Source organism: Sphingomonas sp. BK069 (genome assembly GCF_014193405.1).
Taxonomy (GTDB): Bacteria; Pseudomonadota; Alphaproteobacteria; order Sphingomonadales; family Sphingomonadaceae; genus Sphingomonas.
In genome coordinates, this window is sequence record NZ_JACHZH010000013.1 from 19,715 (window position 1) to 44,304 (window position 24,590).

Annotated in this window: 19 protein-coding genes; 15 read left to right on the top strand and 4 right to left on the bottom strand. The window is 67.1% G+C overall.

Annotated features, from left to right (window positions below; genetic code table 11):
• Nucleotides 1–17 precede the first annotated feature (17 nt).
• Nucleotides 18–1,139 carry a hypothetical protein gene (locus FHY02_RS21155; RefSeq protein ID WP_183926061.1) on the bottom strand — a complete coding sequence of 374 codons (1,122 nt, stop codon included), beginning with the start codon at nt 1,137–1,139 and terminating at the stop codon, nt 18–20.
• A gap of 237 nt (nt 1,140–1,376) precedes the next feature.
• Nucleotides 1,377–2,504, bottom strand: coding sequence for a hypothetical protein (locus tag FHY02_RS21160; protein WP_183926063.1), 1,128 nt, complete (start codon nt 2,502–2,504; stop codon nt 1,377–1,379).
• 438 nt (nt 2,505–2,942) lie between these two features.
• Here FHY02_RS21160 and FHY02_RS21165 point away from each other — a divergent pair, with 438 nt between their 5' ends.
• The 12 genes from FHY02_RS21165 (at nt 2,943) to FHY02_RS21220 (ending at nt 18,942) form a co-directional block, all read left to right on the top strand.
• Nucleotides 2,943–3,182 (top strand): hypothetical protein, encoded by a 240-nt coding sequence (locus FHY02_RS21165; protein WP_183926065.1) that lies wholly within the window; start codon nt 2,943–2,945, stop codon nt 3,180–3,182.
• Nucleotides 3,183–3,239: 57 nt separating this feature from the next.
• A complete protein-coding gene (locus FHY02_RS21170) occupies nt 3,240–3,605 on the top strand; it encodes a hypothetical protein (RefSeq protein WP_183926067.1) in 366 nt (121 codons plus the stop codon).
• A gap of 325 nt (nt 3,606–3,930) precedes the next feature.
• Nucleotides 3,931–5,130 carry a DUF262 domain-containing protein gene (locus FHY02_RS21175; RefSeq protein ID WP_221198773.1) on the top strand — a complete coding sequence of 400 codons (1,200 nt, stop codon included), beginning with the start codon at nt 3,931–3,933 and terminating at the stop codon, nt 5,128–5,130.
• A complete protein-coding gene (locus tag FHY02_RS23375; RefSeq protein WP_183926069.1) occupies nt 5,123–6,238 on the top strand; it encodes a DUF3696 domain-containing protein in 1,116 nt (371 codons plus the stop codon). The genes FHY02_RS21175 and FHY02_RS23375 overlap by 8 nt, the downstream gene beginning before the upstream one ends.
• A gap of 2 nt (nt 6,239–6,240) precedes the next feature.
• Nucleotides 6,241–7,194, top strand: a complete 954-nt coding sequence (locus FHY02_RS21185) for a hypothetical protein (RefSeq protein ID WP_183926071.1) — start codon at nt 6,241–6,243, stop codon at nt 7,192–7,194.
• A gap of 317 nt (nt 7,195–7,511) precedes the next feature.
• Nucleotides 7,512–8,069, top strand: coding sequence for a hypothetical protein (locus FHY02_RS21190; RefSeq protein ID WP_183926073.1), 558 nt, complete (start codon nt 7,512–7,514; stop codon nt 8,067–8,069).
• A 1,136-nt stretch (nt 8,070–9,205) separates the two neighbouring features.
• Complete coding sequence (locus FHY02_RS21195; RefSeq protein ID WP_183926075.1) at nt 9,206–9,502, top strand: hypothetical protein; 297 nt, start codon at nt 9,206–9,208, stop codon at nt 9,500–9,502.
• 4 nt (nt 9,503–9,506) lie between these two features.
• Nucleotides 9,507–9,950: a hypothetical protein gene (locus FHY02_RS21200; RefSeq protein ID WP_183926077.1), complete on the top strand. Its 444-nt coding sequence runs from the start codon at nt 9,507–9,509 to the stop codon at nt 9,948–9,950.
• Nucleotides 9,951–10,213: 263 nt separating this feature from the next.
• Nucleotides 10,214–12,100: a UvrD-helicase domain-containing protein gene (locus tag FHY02_RS21205; protein ID WP_183926079.1), complete on the top strand. Its 1,887-nt coding sequence runs from the start codon at nt 10,214–10,216 to the stop codon at nt 12,098–12,100.
• The gene (locus tag FHY02_RS23380) at nt 12,097–15,396 is read left to right on the top strand and encodes a helicase-related protein (RefSeq protein WP_221198774.1); all 3,300 of its coding nucleotides are present in this window, start codon (nt 12,097–12,099) and stop codon (nt 15,394–15,396) included. Before FHY02_RS21205 ends, FHY02_RS23380 begins: the two co-directional genes overlap by 4 nt.
• Nucleotides 15,386–17,221, top strand: a complete 1,836-nt coding sequence (drmB, locus tag FHY02_RS21215; RefSeq protein WP_183926081.1) for a DUF1998 domain-containing protein — start codon at nt 15,386–15,388, stop codon at nt 17,219–17,221. The genes FHY02_RS23380 and drmB overlap by 11 nt, the downstream gene beginning before the upstream one ends.
• Nucleotides 17,221–18,942: a nuclease-related domain-containing DEAD/DEAH box helicase gene (locus tag FHY02_RS21220; protein ID WP_183926083.1), complete on the top strand. Its 1,722-nt coding sequence runs from the start codon at nt 17,221–17,223 to the stop codon at nt 18,940–18,942. Before drmB ends, FHY02_RS21220 begins: the two co-directional genes overlap by 1 nt.
• A gap of 142 nt (nt 18,943–19,084) precedes the next feature.
• Here FHY02_RS21220 and FHY02_RS21225 read toward each other — a convergent pair whose 3' ends face one another.
• Nucleotides 19,085–19,525, bottom strand: coding sequence for a very short patch repair endonuclease (locus tag FHY02_RS21225; RefSeq protein ID WP_260173056.1), 441 nt, complete (start codon nt 19,523–19,525; stop codon nt 19,085–19,087).
• Nucleotides 19,526–19,930: 405 nt separating this feature from the next.
• Here FHY02_RS21225 and FHY02_RS21230 point away from each other — a divergent pair, with 405 nt between their 5' ends.
• Nucleotides 19,931–20,368, top strand: coding sequence for a hypothetical protein (locus tag FHY02_RS21230; RefSeq protein ID WP_183926087.1), 438 nt, complete (start codon nt 19,931–19,933; stop codon nt 20,366–20,368).
• Nucleotides 20,369–20,402: 34 nt separating this feature from the next.
• Here FHY02_RS21230 and FHY02_RS21235 read toward each other — a convergent pair whose 3' ends face one another.
• Nucleotides 20,403–22,811, bottom strand: a complete 2,409-nt coding sequence (locus FHY02_RS21235) for a DNA cytosine methyltransferase (protein WP_183926089.1) — start codon at nt 22,809–22,811, stop codon at nt 20,403–20,405.
• 146 nt (nt 22,812–22,957) lie between these two features.
• Between FHY02_RS21235 and FHY02_RS21240 the strand changes: the two genes are divergently transcribed.
• The gene (locus FHY02_RS21240; protein WP_183926091.1) at nt 22,958–23,239 is read left to right on the top strand and encodes a helix-turn-helix domain-containing protein; all 282 of its coding nucleotides are present in this window, start codon (nt 22,958–22,960) and stop codon (nt 23,237–23,239) included.
• A 13-nt stretch (nt 23,240–23,252) separates the two neighbouring features.
• Entirely contained in the window at nt 23,253–24,521 is a 1,269-nt protein-coding gene (locus FHY02_RS21245; protein ID WP_183926093.1) for a hypothetical protein, read from the top strand.
• Nucleotides 24,522–24,590 lie beyond the last annotated feature (69 nt).

The window sequence follows — 24,590 nt, forward strand, 5'->3', positions numbered from 1 at the left end:
CGAGCGGAGGTGCGCGGTCAGTCGATCCGGCCGATGATCTCCTCGAGCAGGCGGACCCGCCGCTCCGTTGCCTCGGCTGCGCGGCTGTCTATGGCGTGGTTAATGGTAACGGCCTTGGACCGATGCAGCCCCCAGCTCTCCCACTGCCGCAATCCGCCTCGCCGGGTCGCCAGCTGCTCGCGTGATGCCTTGAGATAGCCTCGCATCGCGACCACGTCGATGTCGGGCCGGGCCTGAAAGGATTGTTCGAGGCTCCGCTGCAGCATCTCGTCATCCGCCGCCATGACCTCCGTGAGCAGCTCGGAGAGCCCGGACCTGATTAGTCCCGACGCCGCCAGCTCGTCGAACGCGACCAGGTCGGCAAGCAGGTCCGCCCGTCGCGCGCCCTCAACACGGTCGGATCGCTCGTTCGCTTTCACTAGGAGATCGAGGATCCCGTTGAGCGCCGGCGTAACCTGCAGCTCCAGCTCCGGGTAGGTCGCGGCGATCCGATCGGCCTCGGGAAGGAGCGCCTTGGCGAACGCGTTCGAGATCGCGGTCTGCCTGGCGGAGGGCGTAAGCACCCGATCCCCGTCAAGAGCGGACATCGCCTCGACGTTGCGCGGCGCGAGAGCCGGCCTGAAGATCTCGGCCGTGACGTCGACCATAAAGTCCATGTCGTCCAGGGCAGCGGGCGTGACACGGTGCATGGCGAGGCTTTGGAACGCTAGGCAACCGGCCGCAGCGAATACATGGGCGACGAGCGCCGAGCAGAAGATCCCACGGTCGCCAATGAGTCCGATGGTGGCTGCAGGAAACACGGACCCGATCGCCCCCGCGAGCGAATAGTCGCGTCCCACCTCGTATTGCGCCAGCCGCGCCGCGCGGGCCGAGATGCGCAGATCGGGATGCCGCAGGACTCGGACGTTCGCGATCTCGTGCGCGAAGCATCGCGCGAGCGAAAGCGTGCTTACTCCGGAGCCGATCGCCTCCACGAAGCTCGGCGGCGAGGAGCAGATCAGCGCATGGCTGAAGCGGCCGTTCGTCACCCGGCGGATGACCATGGAGTCCTTGTTGCCCTTCCGCCCACTGGCCTCGACATTGCGCGTTAGCAGGATGTCGCCGGGCCGCAGTGCGCCGACGTCCGGAAGCTGCACCATGCGTGCATCATACCGCGATGAATGGCTCGGGTCCGCCATACCGTGAATATAGGCACCGCTGCGCATCTAGCCAACCGCGTGCCGACGTGCGCCGGCTCGGGCCAGAGATTTGGACCGACGCGCTGGGATCGCGGTCTCGTCCGCTTCTGGCCCGAGCCGCATCGCGAGCAGCCTGTCGCCTATTCGGCTTTCGACGTCGGTCCGCCTTGTCGGCTGCGGCGGGGTCGCCCCCGGCCGTCATGGGACGCCGAGGCGACGCTCGCACTCTGCCAAGATCTCGCCTTCGATCCGGAGGATCAGCTGCAGATGGATGGCGATCATGGCGTGCATATGCCGAAGGCGCTTGAACAGCCGCAGCCGGCGTTGCGCCAGGATCTCGTCATAGGCGGCGGCGTTGGCCTCGTGCCTGGCGAGAGCTGCCTTCCGGCCTGGCAACAGGGCGCGCAGCCCGGCGGCGAGCACAGGCAGGTCGAGGTCGCGGGCGGAGCCCACGTTAAGCCGGGCCCTCTCGATCAACCGGCGACCGGCCGCCGCGGCCAAGTATCCGTCCGCCAGATGGAAGTAACCACGCCGGTCGAGCTCGTCGACCAGCCGGTCCGAGATGGCGCGCGCCACCGGCTCGTCCAAGACTTGGAGCAGGGCCATGGCCTCGTAGAGATCGGCCGGCGGCGACGTGAGCCCCTTCCACGGCGGCATGGGGATGGCTGGGTACATGGGCCGGATCAGCGCGAACACCGCCTGCACCACTCCCATCTCCGCAGCCATCGGGGATGCCCCATACGCCCGGTCGCGGTTCATGATCTCGGTGGCCACGGCCCTGACCGCGCCCGTCGGCTCGATTAGCGGCGGCGGCGTGACCGGTTCCAGACATGCGTCACGGATCAGCATGTTGGGCGTGACTTGGTGCGGCGACAGGTCGGCAAGGAGGGGGTAGCCAGCGCGCTCGTAGGCCGTCGCGACCAGCTGGGAGCAGAATAGCCGGGTCGGATCGAGCCGGGCGAAGGGCGTGATCGACGTCAGCGCACCCAGGAGATCGTAGCCCCTGTGGGCCATGCTTCTGCTCACGACCGCCGCGGCCGCACCTGCGGCGGGGTTGGGATGGCGCAGGGCAAGCCAGTTCGCCGGCTCACGTACGGGTACGCGCGCGAAGCCGATCGGGCGCACGCCGCCTTTGACCGCCTCGAGAAACTCACCGCCGCCAATCCAGATCAGGGCGTGGCTGTATCGGCCGCGATCGACTGCGGTGATGAGCGGGCTGAACTTGCCATGGCCGCGCTCGAGAACGACGTCACCGGGAAGCAGGCGGTTCTGGTCAAAGCACCATAGACCCCCGGCGGGTCCGTCGGCGCGCTGCTCGTCATCCATGACCAATCTCCGTGATGGGCGCAACGGCGACGTGCCGCAGCTCGTGGAGAGCGTGCCGTGGGTCTCCGGCGTCCCGCCCGCGGACCGCGGCAGGCAGATAGACCAACCGCGTCCATCCGCAACTCCAGAGCCCGACGGGCTCCGTCGAGCCTACCGCAGGTGCCGTAGACCGTCCGTCCTCGGAGGGTTGGAACCTGAGCCGTTGGATGTCGTCGTGCTCATTGCAGGGCGCCACAGCTGATGCGTCGTATCGGCCTGACCCTCGAGGACGAATCGATCTCAAGGTTGCAGCGCCCGCGAAGCGCAGCTCCATTCAGACGGTGATTGTCTGCCATTAGCCCGGCGGGACCTAGCCATCAGGCGAGCGAGCCTCGCCCGGCGGGGTGGGGGTGTAGTAGCGTCGGCTGATCACGGGTGCCGGCGGAGCGTGGGTAGAGCATGAAAGACCTGGGGATCGACATCTTCGACGCGCGGGACCTCCGCGAGCGGCTCACCGGCGGCCGCACCTCCGGACGCGAGGTGGTCTTCCTGGCCGGGTCGGCGCTGAGCGCGCCCTTGGTCGAGGGAGGGCCGGGCTCGCCGGGCGTCTGGGGCGTGGTCGAGCTAATCGAGCGGGAGTTCGGCGAGGAGCAACGTGGCAGACTCCGCGCCGAGTGCGACCCCGCAGCAAATCCGTAATATGCGGCTTTCCAATTTCTGCTGAGGCGCCGTGGGCAGCAGGAGGTGAACGGCGTCATGAGGAAGGCGGTGGCTCGCGCACGACTGCTGCCGACGGATGGGCCTGCCACCCCGTATGAGATCGGTGCGACGACGCCGAAGGACGTCTGCCGCTCCTTTGACGCGGATCTCGCCGGTTGGCACCTCGCGCCCGGCGTCGAGGCGCTGGCCCGCCTCGCGGCCGGTTGGCCGGACCGGTTTGGCAGGACCGTGCTAACGACCAACTTCGACCCGCTCCTGTCGGTCGCGGTCGCTCGAGCCGGTGGGCCGACCTTTCGCACGATGCTCCACCGGCACGGAGACATCGGGCAGTCCACCCGGGTCGTCCACCTGCATGCTACTGGCACGGCGCCGACACGCTGCACACGCCCAGGCAGCTTCTGAAAATAAGAAGGATTCGGGTGTGCCGGTGGGGCGCCGAAGGCGGTTTGTGCCTGCGTCAGGTGCGCCCGTCTGCTGCAAATAGACGCCCCGGCTACCAAATAGCATCCACAAGACGGGCTGGTTCAGCGTGCCACAAAGGGACTAGCGCTACTCAGCCTGTTCGACCGGTGCGCGCCCAACGCCCAGCGACCTTTCTCATTGAGACTCATGAACGAGTTTCTCAGAGGTGAGCTCCGTCGCTTGTTGGCGCGCGTAGCGAAACCAGTTGTAAGCCCCTATGGTCCGCCAGAAGCGAGTCAAATTGAGGGCCTTGGAGGGCCGAAGCATGGTGACGTACGGGACGGTCGCGGAGGAGGTTACGGGAGCTGAGGCCGCTGTCGTCGAGCAGACCGACCTTATGGGCAAGGGGACCGGTGTGGAGGTCGACGATGCTGCGCCCGACGGCGCTGAATCGATCGCCGAGCCCTTCAACCCGGAGGACATCGACGTCGTCACTCGCAACATGACGGTGAACCTGCTTCTCTCCCGGACGAAATCCGGCATGATCGATTTGCAACCGGACTTTCAGCGACGGTGGGGCGTATGGGATACACGTCGGCAGACCCGTCTGATCGAGTCCCTCATGCTACGCATTCCACTACCTGTTTTGTATGCCGCTGAGGACGATGATGAGCGATGGGAAATCGTCGACGGTATTCAAAGATTGTCCACGATTGCCCGATTTGTGGAGCCTAAGGCAATCGACAGTGCGCCCCTCGTGCTATCGGGATTGGAGTACCTCAGCGACTACGAGGGTAAGCGTTTTCCCGACCTCAGTTCCCGAATGCAGCTGCGTCTTCAGGAAACGGAACTTATCATTCATTTGATCAAAAAGGGCACCCCGCCCGAAGTCAAATTCAACATATTTGCCAGGATCAACACGGGAGGAATGGCGCTTTCTCCGCAAGAACTCCGGCACGCAATAACTCCCGGAAAGGCGCGCTCCGTCCTTGAGGAATGGGCAGCATCCAGCGCGTTCAAGAGCGCGACCGATGGGAGTGTGCAGGCTATTCGGATGGACGATCGTGAACTCGTTCTCCGCTTCCTAGCTTTCTACTGCCTGGGGCTGGACAGCTATAGACAGCCCGATATGGATGGTTTTCTGATAACCGCCATGAAGTCCATCAATGAGCTGTCTGAGGAACGTTTGGCGGAGGTCAGTCTTCATTTTTCACAGGCCATGAGCACCGCCCGCGCGGTCTTTGGTAATGATGCTTTCCGTAAGCGCTTCTCCGACAACGCTAGTCGCCTGCCGATCAATAAGGCTCTGTTCGAAGCAATCTCCGTCAATCTCGCCCGCCTCTCAGACCAACAGGCCAGAACGCTGATCGCCCGTGCGTCCCGCGTCCGCCAAGGCCTCATCGAGCTTTGTAACACTCGAGCATTCGAGTCGGCGATTTCGCAAGGAACGGGTGACGTGCGGAAGGTGCGTAGGCGCTTTGAGGGAATAGCGGAATTGCTCGAAAGGGTTCTGTCAGGTGCTTGATTTCCTCGCACTCAAGAACTTCAAGAGCTTCGAAGAAGTCGAAGTTAGGCTGGGCAACCTCACCCTGCTGTCTGGACTGAACGGCAGTGGGAAGAGCACCGTGGTTCAGGCCCTCGGGCTACTTCGCCAATCTTTCGATGCAAATTTCCTCCTAGCTGGAGAGGTCGCGCTGAATGGCGAGCTGGTCGAGATTGGGACTGGGCGTGACGCGCTGTATCACGGGTTCGACGCGCCGGAAGTTTCCATATCTCTCGGCCATTCGGATGCGGCAGGCACGCGTGACCTGACCTGGATCATGCAGGTTCAACCCGATGCAGACGTCCTGTCGTGCAGCCAGCAGCCTGAGCACGGTTCCCTGCCTCCTTTGAACATTCTGGGAGAAGGTTTTCAGTTCCTGCGAGCTGACCGGATCACGCCTGCTGTGGCCTTCCCGAAGTCGCAACATGCTGTTCGTCAGCGCCGCTTTTTAGGCGCGCGGGGTGAGTTTACGGCACATTTCCTGCTGGAGTTTGGGGAGGAAGTGAGCACGTCGCCGTTGGTCCGCTGGCATGGTGAACCAGACACACAGAGCCTCGGGGCTCAAGTGAACGCTTGGATGCAGGAGTTCAGTCCGGGAGTACGGGTGGACGCAATCCAGGTTCCGATGACGGACTTCGTTCGACTCGTCTTCTCCTACCGAGGGGAAGCCGCTGCTTATGGTGAGCCGTTACGTCCGACGAACGTGGGTTTCGGATTGACCCACGCCTTGCCGGTGATTGCCGCGTGTCTAGCGGCTCAACCCGGTACAATGATGGTGATTGAGAACCCTGAGGCCCAGCTTCACCCGCGTGGTCAAGCAGCGATTGGCAGGCTCCTTGCGCTAACAGCAGCGGGAGGCGTCCAAGTCATCGTGGAAAGTCATAGTGATCATGTGCTCAATGGTATTCGGCTGGCCATCAAAAATGGTAAGCTGAGCCCCGAGGACGCGGAGTTGCACTTTTTCAGCCGGGCTCGTGGGGCCGCCAGCTCGTACGAGACGCCTACCGTAGATGAGGCAGGTCGTTTGTCCTATTGGCCCTCAGGCTTCTTCGACCAATGGGAGCGAAGCCTAGATCGCCTGCTCGACTGAACATGCCGCTCCAGCTCTTCCTGAATGAACTGACGCTCACGGCAGAGGATCTCTCGCATGCCGAAGCAGTAAGAATGCTAAAGGGCATCGTCGAAGTCGCAAAGGCGGCTCGCGCCGTCAGCGGTGCCGCCGTTCTCAACTGTGAGTGCGCAATCAATGCCCTTCCACTCGGAGCCAACTTCACAGTGGCGGCGGTGAGAAACGCGGGCGACTGCGTGACTGAAACCCTCTTTCTGAAGACGCTGCAGGACAGGGCGCCATTGAACCAAGCTTTGCAGGACCCTGGTGCGCCCGATGCCTCAAACGTCGAATACAAACTTCCTGAGGACTCTCCCGTATCGCCTGGAGCTGCTGCTCAGGCGCTGGGCCTTTCTCATCTTCTAGACGGACTAACCGTTAGTTTGCCCACCCATGCGCACTGGCGTGGTCCGGAAGTACCGCTCGATCGGCTCGAGTTGCTCGGAAATGGAGAACTGCAAAGCGCAGCCGTAATTGCGAGAAATGCCTACTGCGCGGATGACGTGAGCTATCATTCCGAGGCGTTGCGGCAGCTGAGTCTGCCGCAATTTAGCAGCGGGGCCGAGCTATGGTTGAACCGGGAGGCTCTCCTTCCACGTCTTCGCTTCATACCTCGGACACGGGCTCAGATCGAAGGAATACTCGAAGGTGATCCTGTCCTTGAGTCCGTTTGGGGCAAACTCATGGGCATAGATCGAGCTATCGAAACATGGCGTCGGACCGGGGGCGCCCGACCGAGGTTCCCATTTAATGTGCGGCCCGAGAGCCGCAGCCGAATGGGGCTAGTCGCCTTCAACGACGCGGATGGTAACTCTCGCGCATTCAGTGATCATACCGACTTCGCTCCGGGTGAGGGTCGCATCCACTTTATCGTTGGGGTGGAACCGGACCGGCACGCGCTGATCGGCCATGTCGGCCGAAAGCTCGGTATTGGCTGACGACCTCGTCCCAGACCTGCTCCAATTGTCGCCGCCGGCTCCCTCGTTGACCACCATAGTTCTAGGTGGGAGGAAATCGGGGCGTCACCGGATGCATCTTAAGCCGTCACGAATTTTGTGACAGCCGCGTCCGCTAGCGACGCCGAAGCTATTCAGGGCACGAGCTTGAGCTCCCACACTAAGGCATCACGCCTTACATGAACACGCAGGAAACAGCCGTGGCACTTTACCGACCGGCAAAGTGCCACGAGTGGTCAAACAGTGTCGGATCGAAGAAGGGGATTCACTCGCGAGTCCGACTGTGCTTGTAATGTTCCATGTTCCAGCACGACCTCTTCCCGCCCGAGCGGCGCGACGAGCAAGCCAAGCGTAGCGCCTCCCGCCCGCTGCTCGACCTACCGGCAATCCTCGAGCGATTAACCGCGTCTTGCGAGCGACCGCGATACAGCTTCATGGTTCTAAACCTTATCGCTCAGGCCGGGGCGCGCAGCGGCTCGGCAGGACCGCACATCCGCGAAGGCGATACGATCATCCCGATCCGCGACTGGCTTTGCGACGCCTTATTGCCAGTTGCGCAGCGCGATCCTCGGCGGCTCGCTCTTTCCCAGAAGGTGCGTTGCGAGCTCGAGGCCGAGCGGGTTCTCCCGGCCGACCCGGAGCTTGCGCAGCGCCTCGTAGACGAGAAGGTGGGTGAACGTCTCCGTCGGTCGGGCCGTACCAACGTCAGTCGTGCCGTGTCAGAGCTAGTCCGCGCCGGCCTCGTCACGCGGCACTACCAGGGTTACCGTGTCGATCATCGAAACCGCGGCGCTAAGCGTCAGGCGGTCTACACGGTCGTCCCAGAGGCACGGCGGGCGCTCGGATCTGGCAATTGAAGGAGCAGCAATCGGTCGACAAGGACACATCGCGTCCGCTTTACCTTGTTAGTTTCAGCGCGAGAGGAGTCCACTCACGCCGAAGCACGACTGTTTTAGCCGGCTGGATCAATTGCGGGAGTTCGCTGACGGGCAGTTGGCGCTTAGTGACCGGAGTTGGGTCTCCCCGCCTCGTTGCGGTTGGTTGTTCCACAAAACATTCGCAGCACCTTGGGACAGCTCCTAGCATGAGTCCACGCCAGTTGACTTGTCGGCATGCTCAATGAAGGGGCAGCATCGGCCAATTTGCTATCCAACGCTCGCAGAATAGTACCTGCTTTAGGCTCTTTAGCCAGGTGGTGCTCGTCGCCCGCCGGTAGACCAGGCGCATGCTGATCAGCATGTTGAGCCATGGCGCAAAATTGAAGGCTGCCAACTGGCAGCACGGTCAGCCTTTCGGCTAATAAACTTTGAAGCATGATAATCCCGGTCTCACGCTGGTCCACTGTAATCAATGAAGCGATTGGCCCACGTGCGCGGCCGTGGAAGCTGCAGCTAGAAGCTAGCTTGAGGGCTAAAGCGGCACGCGCGAGCGACGGCTCTCTGAAGCCGGCTTTGTCGCGACGGGCGAGCGGCAATGGCGAGCGACGACGTTTGTAAAACCGGAGTTTAGAGGGCGCGAAGCTCGCCCGGCGCCTTTCCGGGCTTTGAACCGCTTATGGCGACGGCGGCTTCCGCTTCGCGTTCTAGATTCGACGCGGCGGGCCGTCGTGAGCGACTTGGTGAGAGGCGGTATGCCGCTAGCCGGCTAGCCGTCGGGATATCATCAGCATAGCAGATCGGCCGTCCAATCTCTGCAGGATCAAAGATCGCTGGCGGTCCCGCTTCGGCCCCGTGTTCTTTGGATCAGCGATCGTGCCCGAGGAAGGCCCGCGTGGCCAGACATCACTATCCGGCGGGCACATGTTGGACGCTGCGACGAGCTTGGCGCTTGCCTCCAAGTTGGATGCAACGGCGAACGACGTGGACCCGAACTTTGCGTAAGAGGTCGGGCGATGACCTCCGTCTGCGAGCGCAAACCTCGCCGCGCTGGACGGTCGTTGTGAGAGGGGTCAGACGGACGTCGCTGCGTACTCATTGGTGAAGGACTTCGACCCATGGGACTGCTGGATCGCATCACCTCGTTGTTCGACGATTGGCATGCCTCGCCATGCCTCTCGACGACCATTGAGCCTGCTTTAAACCCCGCTAATGGCCTGCCGATGACCGGTGGCATCGGCGGCGTTGATGTGCTCGGCAATACCTTCGGCACTGACCTGACTGCGCACCGTCATGACGACTGGCATTCCGCAAGCTCCGGTGCGTCCTCAAGCCACTACGACAGCTCGTCGCAGTGGCTCGATAGCGGCTCATGGAATAGCATCGGAGGCGGACATGATCCCTGGCGTGGCTGACCCCGTGACCGCGGCCGACCGGGCGCTCGCCGCATGGGAGGTAGGGCCACTCAGCGGCATGCCGGGGATCATCCATCTCCCAATTTCAGGCGTGATGCTGTTAGCTTCGCTGACGGTCACTTTCTTCGGCGATAGGACGTCGGCGCTCGTACTGCTTGTAGCGCTCGGAGGATGGCTGTTGCTTGCGCTGGCCGACCTCGCACGAGATCTGTGGATACGGCGACACCCCTACGCTTCGGCACGGTGGCTGGCTGGTGTGCGGAGAGCAGTGGGCGACGACTTTCTTGGCGGCGCGCTTGAGCGCCTGAGGACGTGCTATGGTCCCGACAACGCCTATGTCGTGCGCCGAGCCGATATGGCTCTCGAGATCAGGATCGTCCGGGCGAATCAACGCGCCGGTCAGCGACGCGCCGAAGGCAACATGCTCGCGACCATCGCATGGCCTTGAACAAGCTTGGATAAACGACGCCGGATGACCGGAGGACTACAACCGATGCCGGGTACCGCGGGCAGTCGATTCGTGCAGTCGCGGAGCCGGTGGTCGGCGCCCCCTGTCCGAGCCGGCAATGCTAGTTGCCGAAAGGTCCGACGGATGAGCTTCTCTGGTGGGGCGCGGCGTGGCACGGGCGGGCGATGCCGTATTGACGCGCTCACGCGCGAGGAGCCTATTTGGCTCTTGGTAGCGAGAGGGCTCCTGTTGCGAATCGCGCGTTGCCGCAGGTCGGTATGCTGAGTTCGGGCGTGCAGCGTCGGGCGGCCGACGTCGAGTGGGACGCGTCGCAACGGCGCATCATCCAGGCCGACGCCTCGGAGCGCATGGTCGTCGACGCCGGGCCGGGCACGGGTAAGACGGCCGTGGCGTGCGCCCGGCTCGGACATCTCATTGAGACCGGTGCTGTGCTGCCCTCACAGGTCTGGATGGTGAGCTTCACGCGGACTGCGATCGCGGAGATCCGCTCCCGCCTTCATAGCCATGTCGGCGACGCCGCATCGGCCGTAAAGGTGGCCACCGTGGATGCGCACGCCTGGACGATCCACTCGGGCTACGACCCGAAGGCGAGTTTGACGGGCGGCTACGAGCACAACTTGAAGCGGGTCATCGAGCTGCTGTCCGAGGACGACGAGGTGGCTGACTATTTACAGAACGTGGAGCATCTGGTCGTCGACGAGGCCCAAGACCTCGTCGGACTCCATGCCGAGCTGATCGAGCGGATGGTGGAGCGGCTGTCTTCGGGGTGCGGCGTGACGATCTTTGCCGACGAGGCGCAGGCCATCTACGGCTGGTCCGAGGAGGCCCACGTCGCCGAGGACGAGCGCGAGTGCCTGCTGGAAAGGCTGCGGCGTCATCCCACGACACCGTTCCGGAGCGATGCGCTCCAGACCATCCACCGTACGTCCGCACCCGGGCTCCGGCGCATCTTCTCGGAGGTCCGCACATCGGTGCTGACCGGCTCGGGGGCGGGGCTGTTCGCCCGGATACGGGAGGCCGTCTCCTCGCACGCCGACTCCGATGACCTGGAGCGCACCAAGCTCGGGATCGATGGGCTGCCCGCGGGGACGCTGGTCCTGTTCCGCAGGCGGTCGGAGGCGCTGGAGGCGTCCCAGTTCTGCAAGGCGCCTCACAGCCTCAGGCTGTCCGGCTACGGCGCGAACCTGCCGCCCTGGCTGGCGGCCTGCTTTTTCGACCAAACTGCCCGCCGGATCACGCCCGGCGAGTTCGCGGATCGGTGGCAGGCCAGGGTGACGGCCGCCTGCATGCCCGAATACGGGCCTGAGGATGCGTGGCGCCGCCTGGCGCGGGTCGCCGGAGCCGCGGACGGCTCGATCGACATAAGAGCGCTCAGGAGCGCGCTGTCGCGCCGCGCGGCGCCGCTCGAGTTCGCCACGCCCGAGTTCGGCCTCGGTGGTCCGGTGATCGGCACCATCCACGCGAGCAAGGGCCGCGAGGCGGACAGCGTGCTCCTGCTCATGCCGGTGGGGGACGAGTTCCGATCGGAGAAGGCCGAAGAGGAGGAGACCCGCGTGCTCTTCGTCGGCTCGACCCGCGCCCGGGTGACCCTGCGCGTCGGCAGCGGCAATCGCTGGCCGGGATCATCGGTCCAATCGGGCCGATGCTACCGGACGCTCTCCAAGGGCGCCAAGCCGGCCGCGATGGTGGAGATCGGACGTCCCGAGGACCTGAACGTGGAAGGGCTGGTCGGCATTGGGCACCAAGATGCGGGCTCCGCGCGCCTTGCGCAGGACTGGCTTCTCGCGCGCGCCGACCAGATCATGGCGTTCGGCATGGCACGCGACGCGGAGCACGACTGGAACTGGCGGCTGTCCGCCGCGGACGAGGAGGTCGGCGTCGGGCTGATGTCGCCGGCTCTCCGCCAGGATCTTTGGGAGGTGGCCAGGCGGCTCGGTGGCGAGTCGGGAGGCGTTCAGCCGCCGCTTCGGGCATCTCACATCCGCGCTCTCGGATGCCGCGCCATGGTGGTCGGACCCGATGATCCGGTGGCCTCTAAGCTGCATGCCCCCTGGAACGCGTCCGGCTTCCTCTTGGCGCCCCGCCTCGCAACCTTCACCCGCGTGGGCTTCTGGAGGAGGCGCGGGTGATCGCCGACCGCACTCCCGACCGCGACCTCGTCGTCCGCCGGCTGTTCGACGATCTCGTCGGTCCGCGCGCCGAGGACGAGGTGCTCCATGATCGGCCGACCGACACCTATCTAACCGGCGTACTGTGGCCGCAGCGGACCGCGATGCAGGGCGAGGACGACGACAGCCTAGCCGCGGGACCCGGCGGCAGCGACGGGACGGAGGAGACCGAGACGGCGGCTGTCCCGGCCAGCTCAATCCAGAAGCCGTCGGTGGCCGGCATCAGCTTTGGCTTGGCCCGTACCGACCGTCCGACCATCGACGTGCGCTGCAGCTTCGGCAGGTACCGGCTGTTCGATCCGGCGGGCGCGGATGGTGATCGGACCAACCCGCCGGTCGAGGAACCGTCCGGGGACGCGGAGCACGCCGTCGCGGAGGTCGCGTCGGGCCCGGCGTCGACGACTGCTGGCGGCGACGCCGGTGCGCAGCCGACGACCTCGCGGGGGGCGAGGCACGCCGTCTCGTGGAGGCGCGTTCCGGTCGCGGTGCGGATCGCGGATCTCGACCTGGCTCCCGGGAGCCGCTTCGTGGAGCTGGCCGACCACGAGCCGGCGGCGGCTGGCGTCAGGCTCCACGTCCGCTGCATCGACGGCGGGGACCGCTGGCTTGCGACGGTCTCGATGGTGAACGGCATCGAGGCCGAGCCCGGCCGCGAGGGGATGGAGATGGCGGCGCTGCTGCAAACAGCCATGGAGATCCGGCCCGGCCCCGGCACCCGGCTGGTGCCCCGTCCGACCGGGAAGAGCGTCGCCGATCCGGACGAGCACTCGGACGAGAGCTCAGCCGCGCTTCTCTTCCGCAACGTTCACTCCTTCGCCGCCGGGCACACCTGCTCAGCGGTGTGGCGGGAGGCGCCCTTGGGCGAGACCGGTCCCGAGGCCGAGGTGATCGCGTCGTCCTGGGTCCCGTCGGCGATCGTGCCTGACGTCAGCTCGTCCGGCCACGCTCTGTTCGCGCAACTAAGGCCCGAATCGGGCGAGGTCGATCCGCTCGGGGCCCGATCCCTCGCGGAGGCGACTCCCGAGAAGCTCCGCGCGGCGCTCGACCGTGTCTGCGACTGCTATGCGGACTGGATCTCGCTCCAGCGGCGCTCACGTCTCCCGACGCCTGAGAGCAACGAGCGCAGGACCGCGGAAGCCAACTTGGACGTCTGCGACGGGGTCCTTAGGCGGATGCGCCGGTGCGTCGCCGAGGTCTGCGACGACGCGGATCTCCGCCACGCCTTCCAGCTCGCGAACTATGCCATGCACATCCAGCACGGCTGGGATCCCAAGAAGGCCAACCGTGGGGAGCTGAGGTGGCGTCCGTTCCAGCTTGCCTTCCTGCTGCTGGGCGCGCCTTCCTCGGCGGTGCCCGGCCACGCCGACCGCGTGATTATGGACCTGCTCTGGTTTCCCACCGGCGGCGGGAAGACGGAGGCGTATCTCGCCCTCATCGCGGTCACGGCCATCCGTCGGCGGCTCGCCCCTAGCGCGGCGGCCGACGGGGTGTCTGCGCTCATGCGCTACACGCTCCGTCTCCTGACCACGCAGCAGTTCGCGCGGTCTGCGGCCATGATCCTGGCCTGCGAGGCGATGCGGACCGGGCGGATCCATGCGCCGCATGCCGACCGCCTGCGCGGCGCGCCCGCTTTCTCCATAGGTCTCTGGGTCGGGGGCGACGCGTCCCCGAACTCGCTCGCGACCGCGTGGGCCTCGCTCCAGGGATCGCGCGAGGTTCCATCCCCCAAGCAGCTCGCGCGCTGCCCGGCATGCCGCACGGAGGTGGACTGGATGCAGGCGAGCGTCGCGTCACCGGTAATCGTGAGCTGCACGACACGGGACTGCGCGCTCCGGGGGCCCCTGCCGGTCTGGACGGTTGACGAGGACGTATACCGGGAGCGGCCGACGCTCGTGATCGGCACGGTCGACAAGTTCGCGCAGATCGTCCGCCAGCCCAGGACGAACGACCTCTTTGGGGTCGCCAGGGGCTGCCCGCCCGACCTTATTATCCAGGATGAGCTGCATCTCATTTCCGGTCCGCTCGGCACCGTTTCGGGGACCTACGAGACGGCGTTTGACATGCTCTTCAGCTCGGAGGCCGGGCGGCCGAAGGTCATCGGCTCCACGGCCACGATACGCCGCGCGGCGGAGCAGATACGCGATCTATTCGATCGCACGGCGGCACAGTTCCCGCCGCCGGGTCTCGATCAGGCCGACTCCGGGTTCGCCGTGCAGAACCTCGAGGCGCCGGGCAGGCGGTATGTGGGCGTCTCGACCGCTGGACGGTCTGCGAAGTTCACGCTCCAGTCGGTGGCCGCCTCGCTGCTCCAGTCGGCGGCGGGCGGGTTCGACGAGGACCGCGCGCGGGACCCCTACTTCACGCTGGTCGGCTACTTCAACTCGCTGCGCGAGCTGGGCGGCGCGCTCGTCTTAATGCAGGACGACGTCACGGACGCGATCGCGCTCTACGCCGCGGCCCGCGGTGAGCCCGAGCGTCCGATTCGCAACGTTGAGGAGCTGACGTCGCGGCGGACGCAGGAGGAGGTGCTCGCGATGCTGGAGGCGCTCGACACCCCGGTCGGGTTGCCGGGGGTCCTCGACGCCGTCCTTGCCACCAACATGCTCAGCGTCGGCGTCGACATACCAAGGCTCGGCGTCATGGTCGTGAACGGCCAGCCTAAAACGATCTCGGAGTACATACAGTCCACGAGCCGGGTCGGCCGCGGCGAGGTCAGCGGGCTCGTTGTCGCGGTCCTCAACAACGCGAAGGCGCGGGACCGGTCGCGCTATGAGACGTTCGCGACGTGGCACGGCACCATATACCGCGAGGTGGAGGCGACGAGCGTCACCCCGTTCGCCTCGCGGGCCCGGGACCGCGCCCTGCACGCCGCCCTGGTGGCAGCGGTGCGGCACCTAGCACCGGGCATGCTCGACCGGCCCGGGCTCGACGATGACGCGCGGGACAGGGCCGAGGAGCTGATCGACCGCATCGTCGAGCGCGCGGCCCGCATCGATCCCGAGGAGACCGCGGTGCGGGCCGAGCTGGAGGCGCGGCTGGAGCGCTGGGCCGCGCGGGCGCCCCTCCACTACTGGAATGACTGGAAGGACACGCAATCGCTGATGCAGAGCGCGGAGCGGGCCGCCTGGAAGAAGGCGCTGGGAAGGGATGCGGGCAAGGCTTGGCCGACGCTCAACTCCATGCGGACGGTCGAGGCCGGCACGCCGTTCCGCATGGCGCCGGTGCTTAGGTCGAGGGCGTCCGGCGATGGCAAATGAGCTTCAGGAGCTGCGCCGCAGCGCCGTCGTCTCCGGGTTCGGCCCGGGGGCCGTGGTCGACTTTCGCGCGGACAACGCGCCTGTTTCCGGGATGGCCGCGGGGCTCGAGGAGTGGGACCGCTCGTTCCCGCCCGCCGGACTGGCTAACCCGCAAACCGTGCGCGAGACTCGCCTGCAGAAGAAGCTCGGCGTTCAGGGATTCCGGCTGCCGCCCGTGATAGAGCAGCGCCGCAAGGAGGAGGATCCCGACATGCGACGCCTCGTTGCGGTGCGCTTCCCGCTCTGGCTGCAATGCCCGGAGTGCGACCGCGTGGCGCCGGCGAGGCACTGGTCGGACGACCCGGGACGGGCCTACCGCTACTGCGCCAACTGCACTGCCCGCGCGCCGGGGCGGCGCAAGGTGTTCGCGATCCCCGTCCGCTTCGTCCTGGCGTGCGGGAGGGGGCACGTCGACGAGTTCCCGTGGCACTGGTGGGTGGGGCACGCCGCGTCGTGCGCGAACCGGAAAGGCGCACTGGCGCTGAAGTCGGAGGGGGCGGGCCTCGCTGGCCTCATCCTGAGCTGCCCGAAGTGCAGGGCTAGGCGCTCCATGGATGGGATCTTCGCGAAGCAGACCTGGGAGCGGTTCACCGCCTGCTCCGGTCGCCGTCCTTGGCTGGCCGACGCGGACGAGACCTGCGGGGAGAAGCCCGTCGCGGTCCAGCGCGGCGCCTCCAACCTCTACTTCGCTGTGACCCAGTCCGCGCTCAGCATCCCCCCGTGGTCAGACAGGCTTCAGGAGGCGCTCGGCACCTACTGGGACGCCCTGGTGAACGTTCAGGAAGATCAGCGCGAGCAGTTCATCGGCATGCTCGCGGTGGGTGAGCTCGGGCCCGTCCTGAAGGAGCTCGGCATGGATCCGGCGCAGCTCGCCCAGGCGATCGACCGGCGGATCCGCGGCTACGCCGAGATCGACACCGCCGACCTCAGGCCGGCTGAGTTCCGGCAGTTCACCGACCAGGCGGGCGATTTGGTCGAGCGCGACCTCGACTTCGAGATCCGTCGCGAGGCGGTCCCCAATTCGATCGCGCCGTGGGTCTCCTCGATCGTGCGCGCGGTGCGTCTGCGCGAGGTTCGGGCGATCACCGGCTTCACGCGTATCAACCCTCCTGGGGATCCGGACGGTTCCGAGCACGCCAGCCTCTCGGCCGCGCCACTCAACTGGCTTCCAGCCATCGACGTGCGGGGGGAGGGGGTGTTCCTCGCCTTGAACGAGGCGGCGGTCGCGGCCTGGGAGCGGACGCCCGCCGTGGCCGAGCGCGCCGCAAGGGTGCACGCGCTGTACCGGGCAGACTGGCAGTCCCGCCACGACGAGGACGCCGAGCCTCCCCGGACAATCAGTGCCCGCTACCTCCTCTGCCACACCCTGGCCCACGCGCTGATGCGCCAGCTGACGCTCGAGTGCGGCTATGCCAGCGCCGCCCTCCAAGAGCGGGTCTACGCCGCCGAGGGCGAGAATCAGATGGCGGGGGTCCTGATCTACACGGCGACCACGGACTCGGACGGGACCCTCGGCGGCCTCCAGCGCCAGGGCAAGGCCAACCGGATCTCCGGCATCCTCGGTCGTGCGTTGGCGGCCATGGAGTGGTGCTCGTCGGACCCTCTCTGCATTTCGGAAATGATGAACGCCTCCGCCAGCTTCTCCAACGCTGCCTGTCACGCATGCGTGCTCGCCCCGGAGACCTCTTGCGAGGCGTTCAACTCGTTCCTCGATCGCGGGCTCCTGATCGATGTCCCCGGCCACCCTGGCACCGGCTTCTTCTCCGGTCTCGCGGAACCCGACTGATGGCGACGACCTGGCCGCGAGAGCTGCCGCTGTCCGTTCGCGACCACCCTAGACGGCAGGCTGAGGTGCGCACTTTCGACCGCCTGAGGGCCGAGCTGGATGACCAATTCACGGTCTTCTACTCGAGCCCATGGCTCGGCGAAGACCGCTTCGGGAGGGAGCGGGACGGCGAATGCGACTTCCTCGTCTGCCATGCAGTTCACGGGATCCTTGCGCTCGAGGTCAAGGGCGGCAGGATCTCCTACGACCCGGCGCTCGGGAGATGGCAGAGCAGAGACCGGCACGGCTTCGTCCATGCCATTAGGGATCCGGTTGAGCAGGCAAGGTCCGCGAAGCACGAGATGCTTAGGCGGTTGGGCGACTCGCCGCGCTGGCGCCGTCGGCCGGTGCACGCCGCCCATGGGGTGGTCTTCCCGGACTCCGCAATGCCCGACCGCGACCTCGGTGCGGACAGGCCGGCCCGGCTGTTCTGCGGCTCGAGCCGATTCGCCGCCGATCTGCGCGGCTGGGTGGGCGAGCGGCTGTGCGTCGGCGCCCGTCCGGCGGGATGCGAGCCGCTCGGCGCGGACGGGATCGCCGCACTGGAGCGATTCCTCGCCAGCCCCTTCCATCTGCACTTCCCCGTGTCCGCGCTGATGGCGGACGCGGCGGAGCGCATGGGCGTGCTCGAACCGACGCAGTACCTCATTCTCGACAACATCGCCGACATCGACCGGGCGGAGATCCGCGGCGGGGCCGGCACGGGCAAGACGGTGATCGCGGCCGAGGAGGCGCTGCACCTCGCGCGCTCGGGACGGCGGACGCTCCTCACCTGCCACAGCGCACCGCTGGCCGCCGACCTCCAGCGGCGGCTCTCGGGCGAGGCGGATTTGACCGTCGCGAGCTTCCACTCGCTGTGCGGCACCCTCGCAGCGAAGGCCGGGGTGCGGGCAACGGGATCCGGACCGCTCTTCTACGACGAGGTGCTCCCGGCGGCGCTGATGGACGCGGCGCGCCTGCTCCCGGGCGAGCGCTTCGACGCGGTCGTCGTCGACGAGGGGCAGGACTTCCGACAGAACTGGTGGATCGCGCTCACCGAGGTCATGGCCGCGGAAGTGCGCCTGCGAGTGATGTCGGACGCGAACCAGCGCGTCTACGGCACCGGTCGCGTTCCGGGTCTCGACTTAGAGCTGGTGCCGATCCGCCTTACGCGCAACCTCAGGAACACTCGCGCAATTTGCGACGCGGCGTCCGCGCACTACACCGGGCCCGAGATCAAGGCGGTCGGTCCCGATGGGCCGGAGGTGAGGTGGATCGAGCTGCGGGATGGGCAGGACCGGCTGCACGCCGCTTATCGCGAGCTCCGCCGCCTCGTGCACACCGAGGAGGTCGCGCCGTCGGACGTCGCGGTGCTCGTCCCGTCGGCGGATCTCGCGGAGCGGTTCCGGGAGGTGGCGGCGAGGTCGGACTTCGAGTTCGTCGGGGCCGACGGACTGCGCTCGGATGCGACCGTGCTCGACACGGTCCGGCGCTTTAAGGGGCTGGAGCGTCCGGCGGTGATCCTTGTGATTGCGCCGTGCGACATGATGGAGGCAGAGCTCGCGTATGTGGGCTTCACCCGGCCGAGGACTTTCCTCGCCGTGGTGGCCGACGCCGGCGCGCTGAAGTGGCTTCGCGCGGCAAAGGCCGCGCTCGAAGGTTCGGACCCCGCGTCGGCGTCGGACGCCGCAGGCGCGGGCTGACAGGCCCCATCCGTCTCCATGAAGCCTGGGGTTCCGCGTGAGACAGAGGCCGATCCCGCCGCACCCTGAGGATCTGCAAACCGGATGCCGCGGCTCCGGTCGCCGTGAAAGGGCATCATGATCCCCGCTGGGCGGCGACGGCCTATTCGCCGCCGATCGCCAGTTCCTCGGGACCTTCCTCCAGCCACGCCGCCAGTCGCGCGGCGACCTTCGCGTTGTCGATCCTGGCGCGGCCGACGAGGGCGCATTCCCACACCGTGGCGACGCGCCAACCCATCCCCCGCAGGGCGGCGGCCTGTTCGGCGTCGCGCTCCCGGTTGCGGGCGAGCTTCGCCGTCCAGAACTCCGTCCGGGTGGCCGGTGTGACCCCCTTGGGGCAGTCGTGAGCGTGCCAAAAGCAGCCGTGCACGAAGATCACGGCCCGGCGACCCGCCATCACGATGTCGGGCCTGCCCGGCAGGTCCGCACGATGCAGCCGGTAGCGCATGCCCGCGCGATGGATGGCGCGGCGGAGGAGGAGCTCGGGCTTCGTGTTGCGAGCCCCGATGCGCGACATGTTGCAACTGCGCTGCTCGGGCGTCAGCGGGTCGGGCCTCGAAGCCCGGCGTGGCCGGCCGCGCGACGGAGCTGCAGACGGGGCCGTCTGGAGTGCGTCGGCACGTTCCGTCGAGCCTTCTCGGAGGCGTCGATCGCCATCGGAACCCGGCCTGCTGTCCCCGCACTCCTTAGCCCCGCCGACGGCGGGGCCGGCATAGGCCCTCCGCACCGCCCACTCGCGATCGTCTCCAGTCCCGTACAGTGCCTCATCTCCCGATGTTCTCAGCGCATATGGGTGGACGCAACCGCATCGCCAACGCCTGTTGATCCGCGCGCGCGCACGCCTCGGACGTGGCTCGTGGACCGGGCTGGCCCATCATCGGGCATTACGATGATAGGGGACGCATGGCCGTCATGAAGGTTTTGCCCGTCCGCCAGAGACCGGGAAGACGTGGCGCGCGGCGCGCGAGGCGGTCCGGACGGGCTGGTGCTCGAGTCAACCGAGTTGAGGCGCAAGGAACGGGTGGCGGGCGAGGACGATCAGCCGGCGCAGGGCTTCGTCGACTTCTGGACGCTGCGCAGGTTCGCCGAGCACGACCTTCCCGCCTCGGACTTCCGGCTGCACGGCGGCAGGAACGAGCGCCGTCGGGAGGTATCGCGACTGACGGGCCTACCGACGATGTGGTTCACGAACGCCAGCCGCCACGCCGCCGTCTCCGAGGCGCTGCGCCAGGAGAGGCTTCAGCTGCGGTACACCGCTCGTCGCGCGCGGCTTCGAGATAGCCGGGCTGCGCCGTCCCTTCGCGGTCATAGGCGTACACCTCCCCCACGCTGGTCCACAACGGTCCGGCGGGCGCTCGCCTTCCGCGCGATCTCTGCGCCCGAGTGACGGCGCTGATCGGACCGGCCGGCGCCGCCGGGGCTCAGCCGCGCTGACGCGCGACTGCTTCGCGGCCGGCGACCTCGCGCCGATGCAGCACCACGGCCACCCGCGTGGCGATCGCGCCGCTGATCATCGGCGGGACGGCATTCCCGATCATCTTGAAGGCCTCGGTGAGCGCGACGCCGCCGAAGGCGAACCAGTCGGGGAAGGTCTGAACGCGCGCGGCCTCGCGGACGGACAGCGTCCGCGGCGCCGAGGGATGGACGTAGGCGTAGGTGTCCTTCGACATATGGCTGGTCATCGTCTTCGATGGACGCGAGGCGTCCAGGCGCGCCAGCCAGTCGCCGTGGTTGCTCTCCTTCTTGGCGATGTAGCCGCCCTCGAGCAGGTGGTGGGGCGTGCCCAGGCGCGCGCCGATCTGCTCGAGCAGAAGCCGCAGGGGCAGCGCGCCGTCGATCCGCGAGCGCAGGTCCAGCAGGGCATCGCGACCCGGGATCGGGCGACCCGGACCGGTGGCGGACGCGCCGAGTCGACCCAATTCGTCGTCCGAAAGGTCGAGCAGCGCGTCGACCAGCCCGGCCAGCAGCGCGCTCGTGTTAGCCTGCTCGGCGCGGTAGTCCATCCAGCGGCGCCCCGGTCCCATGAGGGCGAAGAGCGCGGCGTCGTCTGAGCGCGGCGCGCGGCACACATGGGCGTCGACGGTGACGGGCGACACCTTCGTTCCTGGCCGCGGCTGCCTCACCCATCGCGAGAAGGCATGGGCGTCGGCGTCGCTGTGGTCGAGCGCGTGCTGGGCGTCCATGGCGCCGGTCGACCTGCCGTCGCCGCCCGCCACGCCCGGTGCCGGCAGTCCGGCGAGCGCGAGGGCGAGTGGAGCCTCGCGGTCACGCCTCAGCTCCAAGCAGGCCGCCGCGAGCCTCGTCGACGACTCTGCGTCGCGGCCTGTCAGCACGCCCGCCATGAAGTAGCGCTGCCGCGTCTGGGGTACGCCGTGCCGCGAGGCGTCGATCACCTCCTGCGCCACCTCGTAGCGGGTCTCGCCATGCGACACCCGCTCAATGGCCTCCTTGAGCAGCTCGGTGGCCTGGAACGCGGCCCCGTCGACCCTGACCACCGATCGGAAGTGGGCCACATTCTCGAACAGGAAGACGTCGGGCCGGAGCGCGCTCAGCACCGTCACATACTGCTGGAAAAGCCGGTTACGGGCGTCGCCGGCCTCGGTGTCGGGATGGGCCTGGATCCTGGCCTCGCGCAGGCTGCGGATCTTGCCGCGCCCTATCCGGCTGAATCCCTGGCACGGCGGCCCGCCGACGAGCACCGCGACCTGAGCGCGCTCGTAGAGCCTGCGGAGCCCCGACGCGAACCTCGCGTCGCAGAACAGACTGGCGCGCAGCCACTCCCTCCGGGCGCGCCACTCGATCCAGGCCGCGCGCACCTGCTGCATCGCGTCGGTCGCCAGGAAGTCGGCAAACGCGCCCACGCGGCGCGCCGATGCGGTCAGCTGGCCGCGGCCGTCGCCTTCGCGCCGTCCGGCCAGGAGCTCGACCTCCGCGTCCCATTCGGCCTCGACCTCTGCGATCCAGTCCTGATCCGTCCGGTCCTTCCCTCCAGGCGAGGCAGGCGAAGCGCGCTCCGGCGTCGGCGCGCTCCAGAGGAGCGGCGGAAGGGTGGCCACCTTGCGCGACGGACGAGGGAGGCGCAGCGCGTCGTGAAACCGCCCCACCGAGGTCTGGTCGACCGCGCGGGGGTTCAGCCCGCCGCAGGCCGCCGCCCAGTTCGGCGTCGAGCGGATGGCGTTGAGCCGCTCGACGAAGGCCCGGTCGGTCCGCGCGATCTCGTCGAGGAATAGTAAGAAGGCGCCGTCGTCGAGCGTCCGCAGGCCTGCCTGCAGCTCCGCGTCATCGAGCGCCTCGCCGGCATGCTGGAGGTAGAAGGCCAGGAACTCCGTGGCGTTCAGAAACTCGGTGAGGTCGACGACCCGCCCGATCGCGCGCTCGCCATGGCCGAGGGCCGCGGCGTTGCGGTTCAGGGTCGCGATCGGCGCGACCTGGTTGTCGAGGGCCAACACGGTGCGGAACTGGGAGCCGCCCTCGAGCAGATCGAAGCCGAGGCTCAGGCCTCCGCAACCCGAGAAGATGTCGACTACCAGCCTGGGCCTGGACGGAGGAGGCGGGCTCTCCTCGCCGGGCAGCTGGAGATCGAGCTCCCGCTCGGCTGACGGCAGGACAAACACGTTGCTGGCGCGCTGGCGTCCGGCGAGCCAGCTCCGGTACTTCTCGGCCGAGTCGCTGCGGACGTGCTCTCCCGCGAGATGATCTTCCAAGGTGTTCTTACCGACACCGATCAGCGCGGCGGCGTCCTTGTGGGACAGCCGCCTGGCCGCGATCGTTGCGCGAACGCGCTCCATGAGCGCGCCGGTGCCATTGCGGTCTGGGTCGGCGTTGCTCATGGGGTGGCCGCGGCATGCACGTCGATAGGAGCCCTCAACTCTGGCTTGCTCGGGTTCTAGAATAATTGGGCCAGGACGGCAAACGATCGATCATGCACACTGGCGGTGTGTAGCTAATCCTGACGTTGGCGGCAAGATCGCCTAGGATGGAAACGGACGCGTTTTTGGCGGCGATTGGGGCGCAGGTGCGGCGGGTCCGTGTCGCGCGCGGCCTAAGCCAGGAGCGCCTGGCCGAGTGCGCAGGGATCCATCGCAACTACGTCGGGCTGATCGAGCGCGGCGAGCGCAACGTCACGCTCGGGGTCGTGGTCGACGTCGCCGAGGCGCTCGACATCACGCTCGCCGAGCTCTTCGCCGACCTGCCTCGGCGCGAGCCCATTTCCACCCAGGCCGTTGGGGCGTCACCGGTCGACGGTGAGGCGGCGTGACCGCCGGCGCGGCGTGACGCTGCTCTCCCTCTGGCGCACCGGGGCCGACGGTCTGCGGACACTGGCGGTGCGGCAGGTCCTGGCCCTCGCGGGTGATGGCCGGCTCCTCGACGGGTCCGAATGCTCCTTTGAACTCCGGGCGTTCCTCGCTGAGGTCGAGGCGGACGACCTGGGCCGTTACGTCCTCGAGTGCCTTGGTCCACGCGAAGGTGCCCGGCGCGGCGAGAGGGGCTTTGAGGACAGCGGCCTCGTCCTGCAGGATGCAGTGAACGAGGTCGGTCGCCGGCTCGACTACGACGTGACGAACGGCGTGTACCGCGGGAGCCGTGGCCGCGTGGGCTTCGACGGCATTTGGCGGGACGGGTCGGGGAGAGACCTGCTCGTCGAGGTGAAAACGACAGATGCCTACACAATTCGGCTGGAGACAATCGATGGCTACAGGCGCGCGCTGATCAACCAAGGCTTGTTCGGCCCCGAAAGCTCGGTGCTGTTCGTGGTCGGCCGCGACGACACCGGGGCGCTGGAAGCGCAGATCCGCGGCTCCCCCCACGCGTGGACCATGCGCATCATCGGCGCAGCCAGCCTAATGCGGCTGCTCCAAGTCAAGGTGAACGCAGAGGCTCCAGACGTGGTGGAGCGGATTCGCTCGGTGCTGCGTCCGATCGAGTATACTCGGCTCGACCGAATTGTGGACCTCATGTTCGACGTCCGCGTCGATGCCGATGCTCCGCCGCCCGAGGCCAAGGCTGCGCCCACTCGAGATGAAGCTGTCGCCGCGGACTCCGAAGGGGAGGACCCGGATGCCCGCGCCGCCCTGCGGCTGCCCTCCTCGCTCGCGAGCGGCGGAGTCGAGCCGCTCCGGCGGCTGGCCGCCGATGCGGTGTCCAATACCGTCGGCGCGCGGCTGACCCGGCGGCGTCGGTCTTGGTACGAGTCCCCTGACGGCTCGCGCCGCGCGGTTATCGCCGTCTCGAAGCGGTACGAGCGCGACTACCAGTCCTACTGGTATGCGCTCTACGACACCCAGCGTGCGTTCCTGACCGAGGTGCGAACGGCCTGGCTCGTGCTGTGCGCGCTCGACAGCGGGCGGATGTGGGCGCTCCCGGCCGAGATTGTCGAGGGGTATGCGCCCGCCATGAACTCCACAGAGCGACCGGATGGTCAGACCTACTGGCACGTGCTTACCAAGCTGGTTGGGGACGCCTGTATGCTGGTCACCACACGAGGCGAGACGGACCTGACGCCGTACGAGATCGACGTGCGCGGGCGGACCGCCGGCTAGTCCAGGCGGCCTGGCTACGGCCGCGCGCCAGGTCCGAAAAGCTTTAGTCCTCGGAGCGGTAGTGGGCGG